Source organism: Arthrobacter sp. E3 (assembly GCF_017353415.1).
GTDB lineage: Bacteria > Actinomycetota > Actinomycetes > Actinomycetales > Micrococcaceae > Specibacter.
In genome coordinates, this window is the sequence record NZ_JAFMPX010000002.1 from 51,548 (window position 1) to 65,223 (window position 13,676).

Annotated in this window: 22 protein-coding genes and 1 pseudogene; all 23 read left to right on the forward strand. The window is 58.8% G+C overall.

Going from position 1 to position 13,676, the window contains the following annotated elements:
* Positions 1-316 precede the first annotated feature (316 nt).
* The 23 genes and pseudogenes from rpsJ to map all read left to right on the forward strand — a co-directional run bounded on the left by rpsJ (position 317) and on the right by map (position 13,548).
* Positions 317-625, forward strand: coding sequence for a 30S ribosomal protein S10 (gene rpsJ / locus JMA46_RS01425; protein WP_038464699.1), 309 nt, complete (start codon positions 317-319; stop codon positions 623-625).
* Between the two features lie 17 nt (positions 626-642).
* Positions 643-1,293, forward strand: coding sequence for a 50S ribosomal protein L3 (gene rplC / locus JMA46_RS01430; protein WP_207343520.1), 651 nt, complete (start codon positions 643-645; stop codon positions 1,291-1,293).
* 4 nt (positions 1,294-1,297) lie between these two features.
* Positions 1,298-1,891: pseudogene (rplD, locus tag JMA46_RS01435) on the forward strand (50S ribosomal protein L4); the annotation flags it as partial.
* A 239-nt stretch (positions 1,892-2,130) separates the two neighbouring features.
* Complete coding sequence (rplW, locus tag JMA46_RS01440; RefSeq protein WP_038464693.1) at positions 2,131-2,436, forward strand: 50S ribosomal protein L23; 306 nt, start codon at positions 2,131-2,133, stop codon at positions 2,434-2,436.
* A 30-nt stretch (positions 2,437-2,466) separates the two neighbouring features.
* Positions 2,467-3,306: a 50S ribosomal protein L2 gene (gene rplB / locus JMA46_RS01445; RefSeq protein WP_207343522.1), complete on the forward strand. Its 840-nt coding sequence runs from the start codon at positions 2,467-2,469 to the stop codon at positions 3,304-3,306.
* 12 nt (positions 3,307-3,318) lie between these two features.
* Entirely contained in the window at positions 3,319-3,600 is a 282-nt protein-coding gene (gene rpsS / locus JMA46_RS01450; RefSeq protein ID WP_011775591.1) for a 30S ribosomal protein S19, read from the forward strand.
* A gap of 39 nt (positions 3,601-3,639) precedes the next feature.
* Positions 3,640-4,005, forward strand: a complete 366-nt coding sequence (rplV, locus tag JMA46_RS01455; RefSeq protein WP_044576432.1) for a 50S ribosomal protein L22 — start codon at positions 3,640-3,642, stop codon at positions 4,003-4,005.
* The gene (rpsC, locus tag JMA46_RS01460; protein ID WP_207343523.1) at positions 4,006-4,845 is read left to right on the forward strand and encodes a 30S ribosomal protein S3; all 840 of its coding nucleotides are present in this window, start codon (positions 4,006-4,008) and stop codon (positions 4,843-4,845) included. It abuts the gene before it with no gap.
* Complete coding sequence (rplP, locus tag JMA46_RS01465) at positions 4,846-5,262, forward strand: 50S ribosomal protein L16 (RefSeq protein ID WP_207343524.1); 417 nt, start codon at positions 4,846-4,848, stop codon at positions 5,260-5,262.
* Positions 5,263-5,264: 2 nt separating this feature from the next.
* Complete coding sequence (gene rpmC / locus JMA46_RS01470; RefSeq protein ID WP_038464680.1) at positions 5,265-5,588, forward strand: 50S ribosomal protein L29; 324 nt, start codon at positions 5,265-5,267, stop codon at positions 5,586-5,588.
* Positions 5,589-5,650: 62 nt separating this feature from the next.
* A complete protein-coding gene (rpsQ, locus tag JMA46_RS01475; protein WP_207343631.1) occupies positions 5,651-5,881 on the forward strand; it encodes a 30S ribosomal protein S17 in 231 nt (76 codons plus the stop codon).
* 440 nt (positions 5,882-6,321) lie between these two features.
* Positions 6,322-6,690, forward strand: coding sequence for a 50S ribosomal protein L14 (gene rplN, locus JMA46_RS01480; RefSeq protein ID WP_044576718.1), 369 nt, complete (start codon positions 6,322-6,324; stop codon positions 6,688-6,690).
* Between the two features lie 3 nt (positions 6,691-6,693).
* The gene (gene rplX / locus JMA46_RS01485; protein WP_207343525.1) at positions 6,694-7,056 is read left to right on the forward strand and encodes a 50S ribosomal protein L24; all 363 of its coding nucleotides are present in this window, start codon (positions 6,694-6,696) and stop codon (positions 7,054-7,056) included.
* The gene (rplE, locus tag JMA46_RS01490) at positions 7,053-7,637 is read left to right on the forward strand and encodes a 50S ribosomal protein L5 (protein ID WP_207343526.1); all 585 of its coding nucleotides are present in this window, start codon (positions 7,053-7,055) and stop codon (positions 7,635-7,637) included. Before rplX ends, rplE begins: the two co-directional genes overlap by 4 nt.
* A gap of 103 nt (positions 7,638-7,740) precedes the next feature.
* Positions 7,741-8,139 (forward strand): 30S ribosomal protein S8, encoded by a 399-nt coding sequence (gene rpsH / locus JMA46_RS01495; protein WP_207343527.1) that lies wholly within the window; start codon positions 7,741-7,743, stop codon positions 8,137-8,139.
* Positions 8,140-8,161: 22 nt separating this feature from the next.
* Positions 8,162-8,698 (forward strand): 50S ribosomal protein L6, encoded by a 537-nt coding sequence (gene rplF / locus JMA46_RS01500; RefSeq protein ID WP_207343528.1) that lies wholly within the window; start codon positions 8,162-8,164, stop codon positions 8,696-8,698.
* A 2-nt stretch (positions 8,699-8,700) separates the two neighbouring features.
* Entirely contained in the window at positions 8,701-9,072 is a 372-nt protein-coding gene (gene rplR / locus JMA46_RS01505; protein WP_207343529.1) for a 50S ribosomal protein L18, read from the forward strand.
* The gene (rpsE, locus tag JMA46_RS01510) at positions 9,069-9,782 is read left to right on the forward strand and encodes a 30S ribosomal protein S5 (RefSeq protein WP_207343530.1); all 714 of its coding nucleotides are present in this window, start codon (positions 9,069-9,071) and stop codon (positions 9,780-9,782) included. The genes rplR and rpsE overlap by 4 nt, the downstream gene beginning before the upstream one ends.
* Positions 9,782-9,994 carry a 50S ribosomal protein L30 gene (rpmD, locus tag JMA46_RS01515; protein ID WP_207343531.1) on the forward strand — a complete coding sequence of 71 codons (213 nt, stop codon included), beginning with the start codon at positions 9,782-9,784 and terminating at the stop codon, positions 9,992-9,994. The genes rpsE and rpmD overlap by 1 nt, the downstream gene beginning before the upstream one ends.
* 2 nt (positions 9,995-9,996) lie before the next feature.
* Positions 9,997-10,476 (forward strand): 50S ribosomal protein L15, encoded by a 480-nt coding sequence (rplO, locus tag JMA46_RS01520; protein ID WP_207343532.1) that lies wholly within the window; start codon positions 9,997-9,999, stop codon positions 10,474-10,476.
* 220 nt (positions 10,477-10,696) lie between these two features.
* Positions 10,697-12,022, forward strand: a complete 1,326-nt coding sequence (gene secY, locus JMA46_RS01525; RefSeq protein WP_207343533.1) for a preprotein translocase subunit SecY — start codon at positions 10,697-10,699, stop codon at positions 12,020-12,022.
* Positions 12,019-12,597, forward strand: coding sequence for an adenylate kinase (locus JMA46_RS01530; RefSeq protein WP_247646957.1), 579 nt, complete (start codon positions 12,019-12,021; stop codon positions 12,595-12,597). Before secY ends, JMA46_RS01530 begins: the two co-directional genes overlap by 4 nt.
* 114 nt (positions 12,598-12,711) lie before the next feature.
* Positions 12,712-13,548, forward strand: coding sequence for a type I methionyl aminopeptidase (gene map / locus JMA46_RS01535; protein WP_207343534.1), 837 nt, complete (start codon positions 12,712-12,714; stop codon positions 13,546-13,548).
* The last annotated feature ends 128 nt before the right edge of the window (positions 13,549-13,676 follow it).

Genomic DNA, 13,676 nt, shown 5'->3' on the forward strand with positions numbered 1-13,676 from the left:
CCGGCATACTTATTGAGTTGTTCAAGTGCTTTTTCGTGTCCCGGTCGAGATAATGCTCGATGCAGGGTCCAAGCTAAAGCCCAAACATAACCAATCCTTCGCAATGAGGTGCGGGTCCGTGCGTAAATTATTACGACACGCCCGACCGCGGGGGTCGGAGCTTCGATGGATTGAGGAACCCGGATTTATCCGGATTCAGTTCATTGGGAGCGTGGCTGGAATCGCCACATTTGAACAGGAAAAGTAAACAGCGTTTACGTCAACAGCATCGCTCCTTATTAGGATGCTTCGTTACAGGAAAGAGAGTCACGACGCCATGGCGGGACAAAAAATCCGCATCCGGCTGAAGTCATATGACCACGAGGTCATTGATGTTTCAGCCCGGAAGATCGTTGAGACGGTCACGCGCGCAGGCGCAACGGTAGTAGGCCCCGTGCCGCTGCCCACCGAGAAGAACATTTACTGTGTAATTCGTTCACCTCACAAGTACAAGGACAGCCGCGAGCACTTTGAAATGCGCACGCACAAGCGTCTGATCGACATCATTGATCCCACGCCCAAGGCAGTGGATTCGCTTATGCGTCTCGACTTGCCGGCCGACGTGAACATCGAAATCAAACTGTAGGGAGGTGCTGAGAAACTATGACCGCGACCCGAAACACTAAGGGCATCCTGGGCACGAAGCTCGGCATGACCCAGGTCTGGGACGAGAACAACTTGCTTGTTCCTGTAACTGTCGTCCAGGCCGACTCCAACGTCATCACCCAGCTGCGCAACGCAGAAGTTGATGGCTATGTAGCGATTCAGATCGGCTACGGCCAGATCGATCCCCGCAAGGTCACCAAGCCTTTGGCTGGTCACTTCGAAAAGGCAGGCGTAACGCCTCGCCGCCACGTCGTCGAGCTGCGCACCGCAGATGCCGACACTTACTCACTCGGCCAGGAGCTCTCAGTTGAGATCTTCGAAGCCGGCCAGAAGGTCGACGTCGTCGGTACTTCAAAGGGTAAGGGCTTTGCCGGTGTCATGAAGCGTCACGGCTTCCACGGCGCCCCGGCCTCACACGGTGCACACAAGAACCACCGCAAGCCCGGTTCCATCGGTGGCGCGTCCACCCCTGGCCGCGTTTTCAAGGGTATGCGCATGGCAGGCCGTATGGGTGCCGAGCGCGTAACCACCATGAACCTCACGGTTCACGGTGTTGACGCCGAGAAGTCGCTGCTGCTGATCAAGGGTGCCGTCCCCGGCGCCCGCGGCTCGGTCGTACTCGTACGCACCGCCGTGAAGGGAGCATAAGTAAATGGCTACTGTAAAGGTTGACCTGCCTGCAGAGATCTTCGACGTACAGACCAACGTGCCGTTGTTGCACCAGGTTGTCGTCGCTCAGCTCGCTGCTGCCCGCCAGGGTACCCACAAGACCAAGACCCGCGCCGAAGTATCCGGTGCAGGCCGCAAGCCGTTCGCACAGAAGGGTACCGGCCGTGCCCGTCAGGGTTCCATCCGCGCCCCTCACATGACCGGCGGTGGCGTTGTCCACGGTCCCACCCCTCGCGACTACAGCCAGCGCACCCCCAAGAAGATGAAGGCTGCTGCACTGCGCGGCGCCCTGTCTGACCGCGCACGCAACGGCCGTATCCATGTTGTGGCTGAACTGGTTGCCGGCATCAAGCCGTCCACCAAGGCTGCAAAGGCTACTTTGGCCGCCGTGACCTCGCGCAAGAACGTGCTTGTTGTCATCGAGCGCGCCAATGATGTTGCCGCGTTGAGCGTTCGCAACATCACGGATCTTCACGTTCTGTATGTTGACCAGCTCAACACCTACGACGTGCTGATCTCCGATGACATCGTCTTCACCCAGGCTGCCTACGAGGCTTTTGTCTCGGGCCGCGCAGCTGCTGAAGCTTTCGCTTCCAGCCTGCTGGTTGTTGACGCGTCGGGTTCCGAAGAAGCTGTTGAAGGCGCCGAAGGCACCATCAAGGGCAACAAGGACTCCATGAAGTACCACGTGCCTGGTTCACGCTGGTACGACGCCACTGTGGCCGAGGCCTGGTTCGCAACGGTTGAGGAAGCCAAGGCTGCAGGCTTTGTTCCCGCCGGCGGCGAAGCTGCCCAGACGATCGAGGAGGACGCCAAGTGAGCGCCGTCACCATCAAGGATCCGCGCGACGTAGTGCTTGCACCCGTCGTCTCGGAAAAGAGCTACGGCTTGATCGACGAAGGTAAGTACACCTTCCTGGTCGACCCACGCTCGAACAAGACCGAGATCAAGCTGGCCGTGGAGAAAATCTTCTCCGTCAAGGTCGACTCGATCAACACCATCAACCGTGCCGGTAAGCGCAAGCGCACCAAGTTCGGATGGGGACAGCGCAAGAACACCAAGCGCGCAATCGTCTCTCTCCGCGAGGGCACGATCGACATCTTCGGCGGTCCGCTTTCATAAGCGGAGACCACTTTAACGAGGAAATATACTATGGGAATCCGTAAATATAAGCCGACAACCCCGGGCCGTCGCGGCTCGAGCGTTGCCGACTTCACAGAAATCACGCGGTCGACGCCGGAGAAGTCTCTGGTCCGTCCCCTGCCCAAAAAGGGTGGCCGCAATAACACTGGTCGTATCACGACTCGTCACAAGGGTGGTGGCCACAAGCGCCAGTACCGCCTGATTGACTTCCGTCGTCACGACAAGGATGGCGTCAACGCCCGCGTAGCTGAGATCGAATACGATCCCAACCGCACGGCGCGCATTGCCCTCCTGCACTACGTTGATGGCACCAAGCGTTACATCATTGCTCCGAACAAGCTCAATCAGGGCGACTTTGTCGAAGCCGGTGCGGCTGCTGACATCAAGCCTGGCAACAACCTTCCGTTGCGCAACATCCCCGTGGGTACTGTTATCCACGCTGTGGAGCTGCGTCCCGGTGGCGGTGCCAAGATGGCTCGTTCCGCTGGTGCTTCGGTTCAGCTCGTCGCCAAGGAAGGCAAGTTCGCCCAGCTGCGTCTGCCCTCCGGTGAAATCCGCAACGTTGATGCGCGCTGCCGCGCGACCATCGGCGAAGTTGGAAACGCTGAGCAGTCCAACATCAACTGGGGTAAGGCTGGCCGTATGCGCTGGAAGGGCGTTCGCCCGACCGTCCGCGGTGTTGTCATGAACCCTGTTGATCACCCTCATGGTGGTGGTGAAGGCAAGACCTCCGGTGGACGTCACCCGGTCAACCCGAACGGTAAGCGCGAAGGCCGTACCCGCCGTCCCAACAAAGAGAGCGACAAGCTGATTGTTCGTCGCCGCCGTACTGGCAAGAACAAGCGATAGGAGCCTGGAGACATGCCACGTAGCCTGAAAAAGGGTCCCTTCGTTGACCAGCACCTCTTTGTAAAGGTAGCTAGGGAAAACGATAAGGGTACCAAGAACGTCATTAAGACCTGGTCCCGCCGCTCGATGATCATCCCGGACATGCTGGGTCACACGATCGCCGTGCACGATGGTCGCAAGCACATTCCCGTGTTTGTTACTGAGTCGATGGTCGGGCACAAGCTCGGCGAATTCGCCCCCACGCGGACATTCCGCGGCCATGTCAAGGACGACCGTAAGGGCAAGCGCCGCTAAGGCGCTTGACTTTACGGCTAAGACGAGAGAGAGATAGCAATGGAAGCCAAGGCAAGTGCGCGTCATCTGCGCGTCACGCCTATGAAGGCCCGGCGCGTCGTCAACCTGATTCGTGGCAAGCAGGCGAATGAGGCATTGGCGATTTTGAAGTTTGCCCCCCAGGCAGCTTCGGAGCCGGTATTCAAGGTAGTCCAGTCCGCAGTGGCTAACGCCCGCGTTCTGGCAGATCGCGACAGCATCGCGTTCAATGAAAATGATCTGTACATCAGCGAAATCTTCGTTGACGAAGGCCCCACGATGAAGCGGTTCCAGCCGCGAGCACAGGGCCGTGCATTTCAGATCAAGAAGCGTACAAGCCACGTAACCGTGGTTGTCGCTACCCCCGAGAAAGAGGAGGCTCGCTAAGTGGGACAGAAAGTAAACCCGCACGGTTTCCGTCTCGGGATCACCACGGATCACCGTTCACATTGGTTCGCGGACAGCAACAAGCCCGGCCAGCGGTACAAGGACTTCGTAAAAGAAGACATCCAGATCCGCGCACTCATGTCAACGGGCATGGATCGCGCCGGCATTTCCAAGGTTGAGATCGAGCGCACCCGTGACCGTGTACGTGTGGATATCCACACCGCACGCCCCGGAATTGTTATCGGTCGCCGTGGAGCCGAAGCAGACCGCATCCGCGGCGAGCTCGAAAAGCTCACCGACAAGCAGGTTCAGCTGAACATCCTGGAAGTCAAGAACCCGGAAGCAGACGCTCAGCTTGTTGCCCAGGGCATCGCAGAGCAGCTTACTAGCCGTGTGGCTTTCCGCCGCGCGATGAAGAAGGCTATGCAGTCCGCACAGCGCACTGGCAGCGTCAAGGGCATCCGTGTCGCTTGTGCCGGTCGCTTGGGTGGCGCTGAAATGTCACGCACCGAGTTCTACCGCGAAGGTCGTGTGCCCCTGCACACCCTGCGCGCCAACATCGATTACGGCTTCTTCGAAGCCAAGACCGTGTTCGGCCGCATTGGTGTCAAGGTCTGGATCTACAAGGGCGACGTCACGAGTAAGGAACTGGCTGCTCAGGCAGCCGCTGCTCCTGCACGTGGCCGCGGCCCCCGCCGTGACGGTGACGACCGCGGTGCCCGCGGCCCCCGTGCCGGTGGCGACCGTCGTCGCAACGACCGCAACGAGCGCACTGAGGCTCCGGCCGCAGTTGAGGCTCCGGCAGCTGCAGCCCCGGCAGCAGAAGGAGGAGAGGCTTAAATGCTTATCCCACGTCGAGTAAAGCACCGTAAGCAGCACCACCCCGGTCGTACGGGTCAGGCTACTGGCGGCACCGTGGTTTCGTTCGGTGAGTGGGGCATTCAGGCTCTCTCCCCGGCATACGTGACCAACCGTCAGATCGAGTCCGCTCGTATCGCCATGACTCGTCACATCAAGCGTGGCGGAAAGGTGTGGATCAACATCTACCCTGACCGTCCCTTGACGAAGAAGCCTGCTGAAACCCGCATGGGTTCCGGTAAGGGTTCGCCCGAGTGGTGGATCGCGAATGTCAAGCCCGGCCGTGTTCTCTTTGAACTCTCCGGTGTATCAGAAGAGGTAGCACGCGAGGCATTGCGCCTGGCAATCCACAAGCTGCCGTTGAAAGCACGCATTGTGCGTCGCGAAGGTGGTGAGTAGAGATGTCAGTTGGTTCCAAGGAACTTGCCCCTGCACAGCTTGACGGGTTCGACAATGCTCGTCTTGTTGAAGAACTCCGCAAGGCTAAAGAAGAACTGTTCAACCTGCGTTTCCAGTCAGCCACTGGCCAGCTGGAAAGCCACGGTCGCTTGCGCGTTGTAAAGCGCGACATCGCCCGTATCTACACAGTGCTGCGTGAGCGCGAGCTGGGCATTCGCCCGGACGTCGTTGCCGCTGCACCCGTGGAGAAGGCCTCCAAGAAGGCTGACAAGGAAGCCAAGAAGGCCTCCAAGAAGGCTGAAGAATCTGAGGAGGACGCCAAGTGAGCGATTCTGTAGACAACATTGAAGAAGGCGCCACGGCTGTGGTTCGTGGCGAGCGCAAGAAGATGCGTGGCTACGTCGTCTCCGACAAGATGGACAAAACCATCGTCGTCGAGGTCGAAGACCGCGTAAAGCACGCCTTGTACGGCAAGGTTCTGCGCCGGAACAAGAAGGTCAAGGCCCACGACGAAGAGAACAGTGCCGGCATCGGCGACATGGTTCTCATCAGTGAGACCCGCCCGCTGTCCGCCACCAAGCGTTTCCGCCTGGTGGAGATCATCGAGAAGGCCAAGTAAGCATTTTCAACGCTTTGCCTTGAGCTTGTGAACTAAACGCAGGGCCCGTCACCGTTCGCGGTGACGGGCCCTGCGTCGTTTAACCCTTCCACCACCCCGTGGTGTGGGGAAGGCAACGCCTGAGCGGGCTTACGGCGTAACGATTGGTTCCGGCGTCGTGCTAGGATTGTCTATTGCTGCGCCTTTTCCGTGCCGCCGTTTTCGGTGGTGGAATCAGGTGGGCAAATACCTCGTAAATGCATCGTGCCACTACAAACTGCCGTCTGCCGCGTATTTTTTCATGCACCTGGCCGGATTGGAAAGTGCATTTGGCATGAAGCATTTAGGCGTGTTTTGGCAAAATCCAGGCGCGTCGAGAGACATCCCGAACAATACGTTCCGCAAGGCTTGTCCATAGCTGATATATGGCCAAGAACCGGCGCGACGAACAGGAGATACTAGTGATTCAGCAGGAGTCGCGGCTTAAGATCGCCGACAACACGGGGGCCAAGGAAATCTTGACCATCCGCGTTCTCGGTGGATCCGGACGCCGCTACGCAGGCATTGGCGACACCATTGTCGCCACCGTCAAGGATGCAATTCCCGGCGGTAACGTAAAGAAGGGTGACGTCGTCAAGGCTGTCATCGTTCGCACCAAGAAGGAACGCCGCCGTGCGGATGGTTCCTACATCAAGTTTGATGAGAATGCAGCTGTCATTCTCAAGGCTGACGGGGACCCCCGCGGTACCCGTATCTTCGGCCCGGTTGGCCGTGAACTTCGTGACAAGAAATTCATGAAGATCATCTCGTTGGCTCCGGAGGTGCTGTAACTTATGGCAAAGATCAAGAAGGGTGACCTGGTTCAGGTCATCACAGGCGCCAAGGCTGAGCGTGGCGGCGACCGTGGCAAGCAGGGCAAGGTCCTGAAGGTCTACAACGAAACCAACCGCGTGTTGGTTGAAGGTGTAAACCGCGTCACCAAGCACACCAAAGCCGGACAGACCGAACGTGGCACCAACACTGGTGGCATCGAGACCGTCGAGGCACCCATTCACATCTCCAACGTTGCTGTAGTGGACCCGTCCACGAAGAAGCCGACTCGCGTTGGCTACCGCATCGAAACCGTTGAGCGCGATGGCCGCGAGCGTCAAGTACGTGTCCGCGTTGCCAAGACCTCGGGGAAGGACCTGCCATGAGCGCCGCAGTTGCAGAGAACACACCCAAGATCACACCCCGCCTGAAGACCCGCTATGCAGCGGAAATCAAGGCGACCCTGATCGAGGAATTCAAATACTCGAACGTGAACCAGGTTCCGCGCCTGGTCAAGGTCGTTGTCAACATGGGTGTTGGAGATGCCGCCAAGGACTCCAAGCTCATCGATGGCGCCGTCCGCGACCTCACAGCCATCACCGGCCAGAAGCCCCAGGTTTCCAAGGCCCGCAAGTCGATCGCACAGTTCAAGCTGCGCGAAGGCATGCCGATCGGCTGCCACGCAACTTTGCGTGGGGACCGCATGTGGGAATTCCTGGACCGTTTGGTCACACTGGCACTGCCCCGTATCCGCGACTTCCGCGGCCTCAGTGGCAAGCAGTTTGACGGCAACGGCAACTACACCTTCGGCTTGACCGAGCAGGTTATGTTCCACGAGATCGACCAGGATTCCATTGACCGCCCCCGCGGCATGGACATCACCGTCGTCACCACAGCCAAGACCGATGACGAAGGCCGTGCCTTCCTCAAGGCACTTGGCTTCCCGTTCAAATCCGAAGATAAATAATCTACGTAAAAGGTCCGTTCTGCGGGCGCGTCGTCCCGGCATTTGATGCCGGCGCGGGTGCGCTACGCGAAGGAAACCGTTACGAGGAAGGGCAAGCGCCCAAATGACAATGACAGATCCTGTCGCAGACATGCTTACGCGTCTGCGCAACGCAAACTCGGCACACCACGACACCGTGTCCATGCCGTTTAGCAAACTTAAAGGCCATATCGCCGACATCCTCAAGGCACAGGGTTACATCACTGCCTGGAAGGTCGAAGACGCCGAAGTTGGCAAGAAGATGACCATCGACTTGAAGTATGGCCCCGCACGTGAGCGTTCAATCGCTGGCCTGCGCCGCATCTCCAAGCCCGGCCTGCGCGTTTACGCAAAGTCCACGAACCTCCCCAGCGTGCTGGGTGGGTTGGGTGTCGCCATCTTGTCGACGTCTTCAGGTCTTTTGACCGACCGTCAGGCTGCCAAGAAGGGCGTGGGTGGGGAAGTCCTCGCCTACGTCTGGTAGTAGAGAGAGAAGGGAAAGAAAAATGTCACGTATTGGACGTCTCCCCATCTCCGTGCCTGCCGGCGTCGAGGTCAAGGTTGAAGATAACCTGGTTTCCGTCAAGGGCCCGAAGGGAACGCTGCAGCTTACTGTTGCCAGCCCCATCGCGGTTGCTCTCGAAGAGAACACCATCAGCGTTAGCCGCCCCAACGATGAGCGCAACTCGCGTTCACTCCACGGTTTGACTCGCACCCTCATTGACAACCTGATCATCGGTGTCACCAAGGGCTACGAGAAGAAGCTGGAAATTGTTGGTACCGGTTACCGCGTAGTCGCCAAGGGTGCGAACCTCGAGTTCGCTCTGGGCTTCAGCCACCCGGTTGTCATTGAGGCACCCGAGGGCATCACACTGGCAGTTGAGAGCCCCACTAAGCTCTCCGTGTCAGGCATTGACAAGCAGCAGGTGGGCGAAGTTGCTGCCAACATCCGCAAGCTGCGCAAGCCCGACCCGTACAAGGGTAAGGGCGTACGCTACGCCGGCGAAATCATCCGCCGCAAGGTCGGAAAGGCTGGTAAGTAACCATGGCACTGTCCGTAAGAGGAAAGTCCAAGGCCGCAGCACGCGGCCGTCGTCACCTGCGCGTTCGTAAGCGCGTCAGCGGCACCACTGTACGTCCGCGTCTGGTGGTCAACCGTTCAGCACGCCACGTATTCGTGCAGGTCATTGATGACACCCAGGGCCTGACCCTGGCGTCGGCATCGACCCTGGAAGCAGACCTGCGCTCATTTGACGGTGACAAGACCGCCAAGGCCAAGCGCGTTGGCGAACTCATTGCTGAGCGCGCCAAGGCTGCCGGCATCGAAGCTGTTGTGTTCGACCGTGGCGGTAACCGCTACCACGGCCGTGTCGCAGCAATTGCTGATGGCGCACGTGAAGGCGGTCTGGCACTGTGACCGAGAACACTAACAAGGAGAACACTGTGTCAGAAGCAACTGCAGCTGACGGTGCAGCCGCAAAGACCGAAACAGCTGCAGGCGCCGATGGCGCCCGTGGCCGTGGCGGTCGCGACGGTGCTCGTGGAGGCCGCGAAGGCGGTCGCGACGGTGGCCGTGGCCGCGGCGGTCGCGACGGTGGACGTGAGGCTGAGAAGAGCCAGTTCATCGAGCGCGTTGTCAACATCAACCGTGTAGCCAAGGTTGTCAAGGGTGGTCGTCGCTTCAGCTTCACCGCGCTCGTCATCGTTGGTGACGGCAACGGCCTGGTTGGCGTTGGCTACGGTAAGGCCAAGGAAGTTCCGGCCGCCATCGCCAAGGGTGTTGAAGAAGCCAAGAAGACCTTCTTCCGCGTCCCGCTGATTGGCAAGACCATTCCGCACCGCGTACAGGGTGAAGCCGCTGCCGGCGTCGTTCTGTTGCGTCCGGCTGCAGCTGGTACCGGCGTTATCGCCGGTGGCCCGGTTCGCGCCATCCTGGAATGCGTTGGCATCCATGACGTGCTGTCCAAGTCACTGGGTTCCTCCAACGCCATCAACATTGTTCACGCAACTGTTGCCGCTTTGAAGGCCCTGGAAGACCCGAAGGCTGTTGCGGCTCGCCGCGGCCTGCCTTTGGACGAGGTAGCTCCGGCCGTGCTGTTGCGCAATATGCAAAAGGCAGGTCTGTAATGACTACACCGAAAAATGTTCAGGTTTCTGCCAAGAAGCTTGAAATCACGCAGACCAAGGGCGTCATTGGCGTCAAGCAGAACCAGAAGGATTGCCTTCGCTCACTGGGCCTGAAGCACATCGGCGACTCTGTCGTCCGTGTTGCCGATGCAGTGACCGTTGGCATGATCAACACGGTTCCGCACCTTGTCAAGGTCGAGGAGGCTAAGTAAAAGTGGCTACTGAGAAGACTGTAGAAACTGCTGAGAAGCAGAATGCGCTCAAGGTTCACCACCTGCGCCCCGCACCTGGCGCCAAGACGGCTAAAACCCGTGTTGGCCGTGGTGAGGCATCCAAGGGTAAGACCGCCGGTCGCGGTACCAAGGGTACCAAGGCCCGCTACCAGGTCAAGGCTGGCTTTGCCGGCGGCCAGTTGCCGTTGCACATGCGCCTGCCGAAGCTGCGTGGCTTCAAGAACCCGTTCCGCGTGGAGTTCCAGGTTGTAAACCTGGCCAAGCTGAACGAGCTCTTCCCCGAAGGTGGCACTGTCACCATCGAGGACCTGGTTGCAAAGGGTGCCGTTCGCAAGAACCAGCCCGTGAAGGTGCTCGGCACCGGCGAGATCACCGTCAAGGTTGATATTGCTGCCGATGCATTCTCCACCAGCGCCGTTACGAAGATTGCTGCTGCAGGTGGAACAACCACCGAACTGTAAAAAGTTCACAAATGCGCACATCTAGCGACTAGACTCTTGGTGGGCGGAGCTTATGTTCCGCCCGCCAAGGGTCTTTCGTTTTACCTAAACAGAATCGCCCAGGGTGTCCCTCAGTTCCCTTGAACTGTCATAGTTTCTATGCGAGCTGGATCACCCACTAGAATCATTCCTTGGGCTTCCGTTGAGAACCCACCACCCTTACTACATATCAGGAGGACGCTTGCTTACCGCATTTGGCCGCGCCTTTCGCACGCCTGATCTGCGACGCAAGTTGTTGTTCACGCTGGGAATTATTGCCATCTTCCGCATGGGTGCGTTCATCCCATCGCCCGGAATTGATTACCGAAATGTCCAACAGTGCGTGAACGCTGCTGACACAAGCCAAGGTATCTACCAGCTTGTGAACCTGTTCAGCGGCGGCGCCTTGCTTCAGGTTTCCATCTTTGCGTTGGGAATCATGCCCTACATCACCGCGAGCATCATTGTGCAGTTGCTGCGCGTTGTGATCCCCCGCTTCCAGGAACTTCACCTTGAGGGCGCCCAGGGCCAGAGCCAGCTCACTCAGTACACGCGCTATCTCACCATTGCCTTGGGTCTGCTCAACGCCACCACCTTGGTGACGCTGGCACGCTCCGGCCAGCTCTTTGCCGGGTGTGGCGCTGCAGGCAAGCCTGGTGCCTTGATACCCAACGACAACCTGGTCACCATCTTGTTGCTGATCATCACGTTGACCGCAGGATCAGGCCTGATCATGTGGATGGGTGAGCTCGTCACTGAAAAGGGTGTCGGCAACGGCATGTCGTTGCTGATCTTCGTAGCCATTGCAGCTCAGTTCCCCACCGCCCTCGGCGCTATTTTGAAGACCCAGGGTTGGGGCACGTTCCTGATCGTGATGGTCGTTGGCTTGCTGGTTGTTGCCCTTGTCGTTTTCGTGGAACAGTCCCAGCGTCGAGTGCCCGTTCAGTATGCCAAGCGGATGATTGGCCGCCGCACCATGGGTGGCACCAGCACCTACATTCCCATCAAGGTGAACATGGCCGGCGTTATCCCGGTCATCTTTGCATCATCGATGCTGTACCTGCCGGCGCTCATTTCGCAGTTCGCCACACCGGCAGATGGCTCGAACCCGCCCTGGTGGATTGAATGGATCAACAACTACCTGACTCGTGGAGATCACCCGATCTACATGTTGATGTACTTTTTGTTGACCGTTGGTTTCACCTACTTCTACGTCGCGATCACCTTCAACCCTGAAGAGGTCTCCGACAACATGAAGAAGTATGGTGGGTTCATCCCCGGCATCCGTGCCGGACGTCCCACACAGGATTACCTGCAGTACGTTATCTCGCGCATCACGCTGCCGGGCGCGCTCTACCTGGGCATCGTCGCCCTGATCCCCCTCATCGCACTTGTCCTGGTTGGGGCAAACCAGAACTTCCCGTTCGGTGGAACCTCAATCTTGATTGTGGTGGGTGTGGGCTTGGAGACGGTCAAGCAGATTGATGCGCAACTCCAGCAGCGCCACTATGAAGGGTTATTGCGATGACAAGAATGTTGATCATTGGACCTCCCGGGTCAGGTAAGGGTACGCAAGCGGATCGGATATGTGTGGAGCTTGGCATTGTTGCCATCTCCACCGGAGATATTTTCCGTGCCAACGTCAAGGGTGAAACCCCTTTGGGTCTGGAAGCGAAGAAGTACATGGACAACGGCGACTTTGTGCCGGACAGCGTCACGAACCGCATGGTTCGCGACAGGCTGGCACAAAGCGACGTGGCGGACGGGTTCCTGCTTGACGGGTACCCGCGCACCTCTCCCCAGGTCGATGAACTTGATGACATCCTGGCCTCTGCCGAAGTAAGCCTTGATGTTGTAGTCCAGCTCACAGCCGACGATGAAGAACTCGTCAAGCGGTTGCTGGGACGGGCCTTGGAAACCGGGCGCAGTGATGACACCGAAGCCGTCATCAGGCACCGCCTGGATCTCTACCGTGAACAGACTGAAGTTGTAGTGTCCCGCTATGCGGAGCGAGGCATTCTGGCCAAGGTCGACGGTTTGGGTGAAATGGACGACGTGACTGCACGCATCATGGACGCCATCAAGAAGGTCAAGACTGCCTAAGGGCGGCAAAGCGTTTTCAAACGGCGCCCTATAGGCGCCCAGTTCTGAAGGAGGGCTCCTTCCCGCACTATGGGGAGGAGCCCTCCATCATTTCCTTAGCGAAAGGATTCTTTCATGGCGTTTGGCCAGCAAAGAATTGAATACAAGACCATCGAACAAATGCGCATCATGCACCGTAGCGGACTGATCCTCGACGCTGCACTGAAGACCACCATCGCGGCAGCAGTGCCTGGCATTACGACCGGCGAACTGGATGCGATCTTCGCTGCCGAACTGAAGAAGGCCGGAGCCACCTCCAACTTCCTGGGCTACTACGACTTCCCAGCCTCGATCTGCACTTCCGTCAATGAGGAAGTAGTTCACGGAATTCCCGGACCCCGCGTCCTGAAAACCGGAGACCTCTTGTCGATCGATGGCGGCGCCATTGTTGAAGGCTGGCATTCAGACTCGGCACGCAGCGTCATTGTGGGCGGACCTGAACACGAAGACCCCGCCGACCGGCGCTTGTCCGACATCACTGAGGAAAGCATGTGGCGCGGTATCGCAGCAATGGCCGGTGCGAAGTACGTGGGCGACATCGGCGATGCCATCGACGACTACGTCACATCCCAGCCCGGACCGGAATTGGGCATCCTTGAAGACTACGTTGGCCACGGCATCGGCTCTGCCATGCACATGCCCCCGGACGTGCTGAACTACTCCTCCAAGCACCGCGGGCCCAAGCTGAAGCCCGGCATGTGTCTGGCGTTGGAGCCCATGCTGGTCCGTGGGGGGCTGGAGACGGTCACCTTGCAGGATGACTGGACGGTGGTCACCGCAGACAAGGCCCGTGCAGCCCACTGGGAACACTCCGTTGCCGTGCACGCCAAGGGTATTTGGGTACTCACCGCGGTCGACGGCGGCGCGGAGCGGCTTGCGCCGTGGGGCGTCACTCCGGTCCCCCTGGACTAGTCCCCACGCCCTCACCGTTTCGGTTCGCAGAGCGAGCCGAAATGGGGGCCCTCGGGCGCGTGGGCCCAACAGCCCCTCCCAATGGTGCCGGGCCGGGTAGGGTGGCCGGAAGACTTGCATACCCGGAG

Coding starts and splice junctions, on each gene's coding strand:
- rpsJ (WP_038464699.1), top strand. CDS start 317: ATGGCGGGACAAAAAATCCGCATCCGGCTGAAGTCATATGACCACGAG.
- rplC (WP_207343520.1), top strand. CDS start 643: ATGACCGCGACCCGAAACACTAAGGGCATCCTGGGCACGAAGCTCGGC.
- rplB (WP_207343522.1), top strand. CDS start 2,467: ATGGGAATCCGTAAATATAAGCCGACAACCCCGGGCCGTCGCGGCTCG.
- rpsS (WP_011775591.1), top strand. CDS start 3,319: ATGCCACGTAGCCTGAAAAAGGGTCCCTTCGTTGACCAGCACCTCTTT.
- rplV (WP_044576432.1), top strand. CDS start 3,640: ATGGAAGCCAAGGCAAGTGCGCGTCATCTGCGCGTCACGCCTATGAAG.
- rplP (WP_207343524.1), top strand. CDS start 4,846: ATGCTTATCCCACGTCGAGTAAAGCACCGTAAGCAGCACCACCCCGGT.
- rpmC (WP_038464680.1), top strand. CDS start 5,265: ATGTCAGTTGGTTCCAAGGAACTTGCCCCTGCACAGCTTGACGGGTTC.
- rpsQ (WP_207343631.1), top strand. CDS start 5,651: ATGCGTGGCTACGTCGTCTCCGACAAGATGGACAAAACCATCGTCGTC.
- rplX (WP_207343525.1), top strand. CDS start 6,694: ATGGCAAAGATCAAGAAGGGTGACCTGGTTCAGGTCATCACAGGCGCC.
- rplE (WP_207343526.1), top strand. CDS start 7,053: ATGAGCGCCGCAGTTGCAGAGAACACACCCAAGATCACACCCCGCCTG.
- rpsH (WP_207343527.1), top strand. CDS start 7,741: ATGACAATGACAGATCCTGTCGCAGACATGCTTACGCGTCTGCGCAAC.
- rplF (WP_207343528.1), top strand. CDS start 8,162: ATGTCACGTATTGGACGTCTCCCCATCTCCGTGCCTGCCGGCGTCGAG.
- rplR (WP_207343529.1), top strand. CDS start 8,701: ATGGCACTGTCCGTAAGAGGAAAGTCCAAGGCCGCAGCACGCGGCCGT.
- rpmD (WP_207343531.1), top strand. CDS start 9,782: ATGACTACACCGAAAAATGTTCAGGTTTCTGCCAAGAAGCTTGAAATC.
- JMA46_RS01530 (WP_247646957.1), top strand. CDS start 12,019: ATGACAAGAATGTTGATCATTGGACCTCCCGGGTCAGGTAAGGGTACG.
- map (WP_207343534.1), top strand. CDS start 12,712: ATGGCGTTTGGCCAGCAAAGAATTGAATACAAGACCATCGAACAAATG.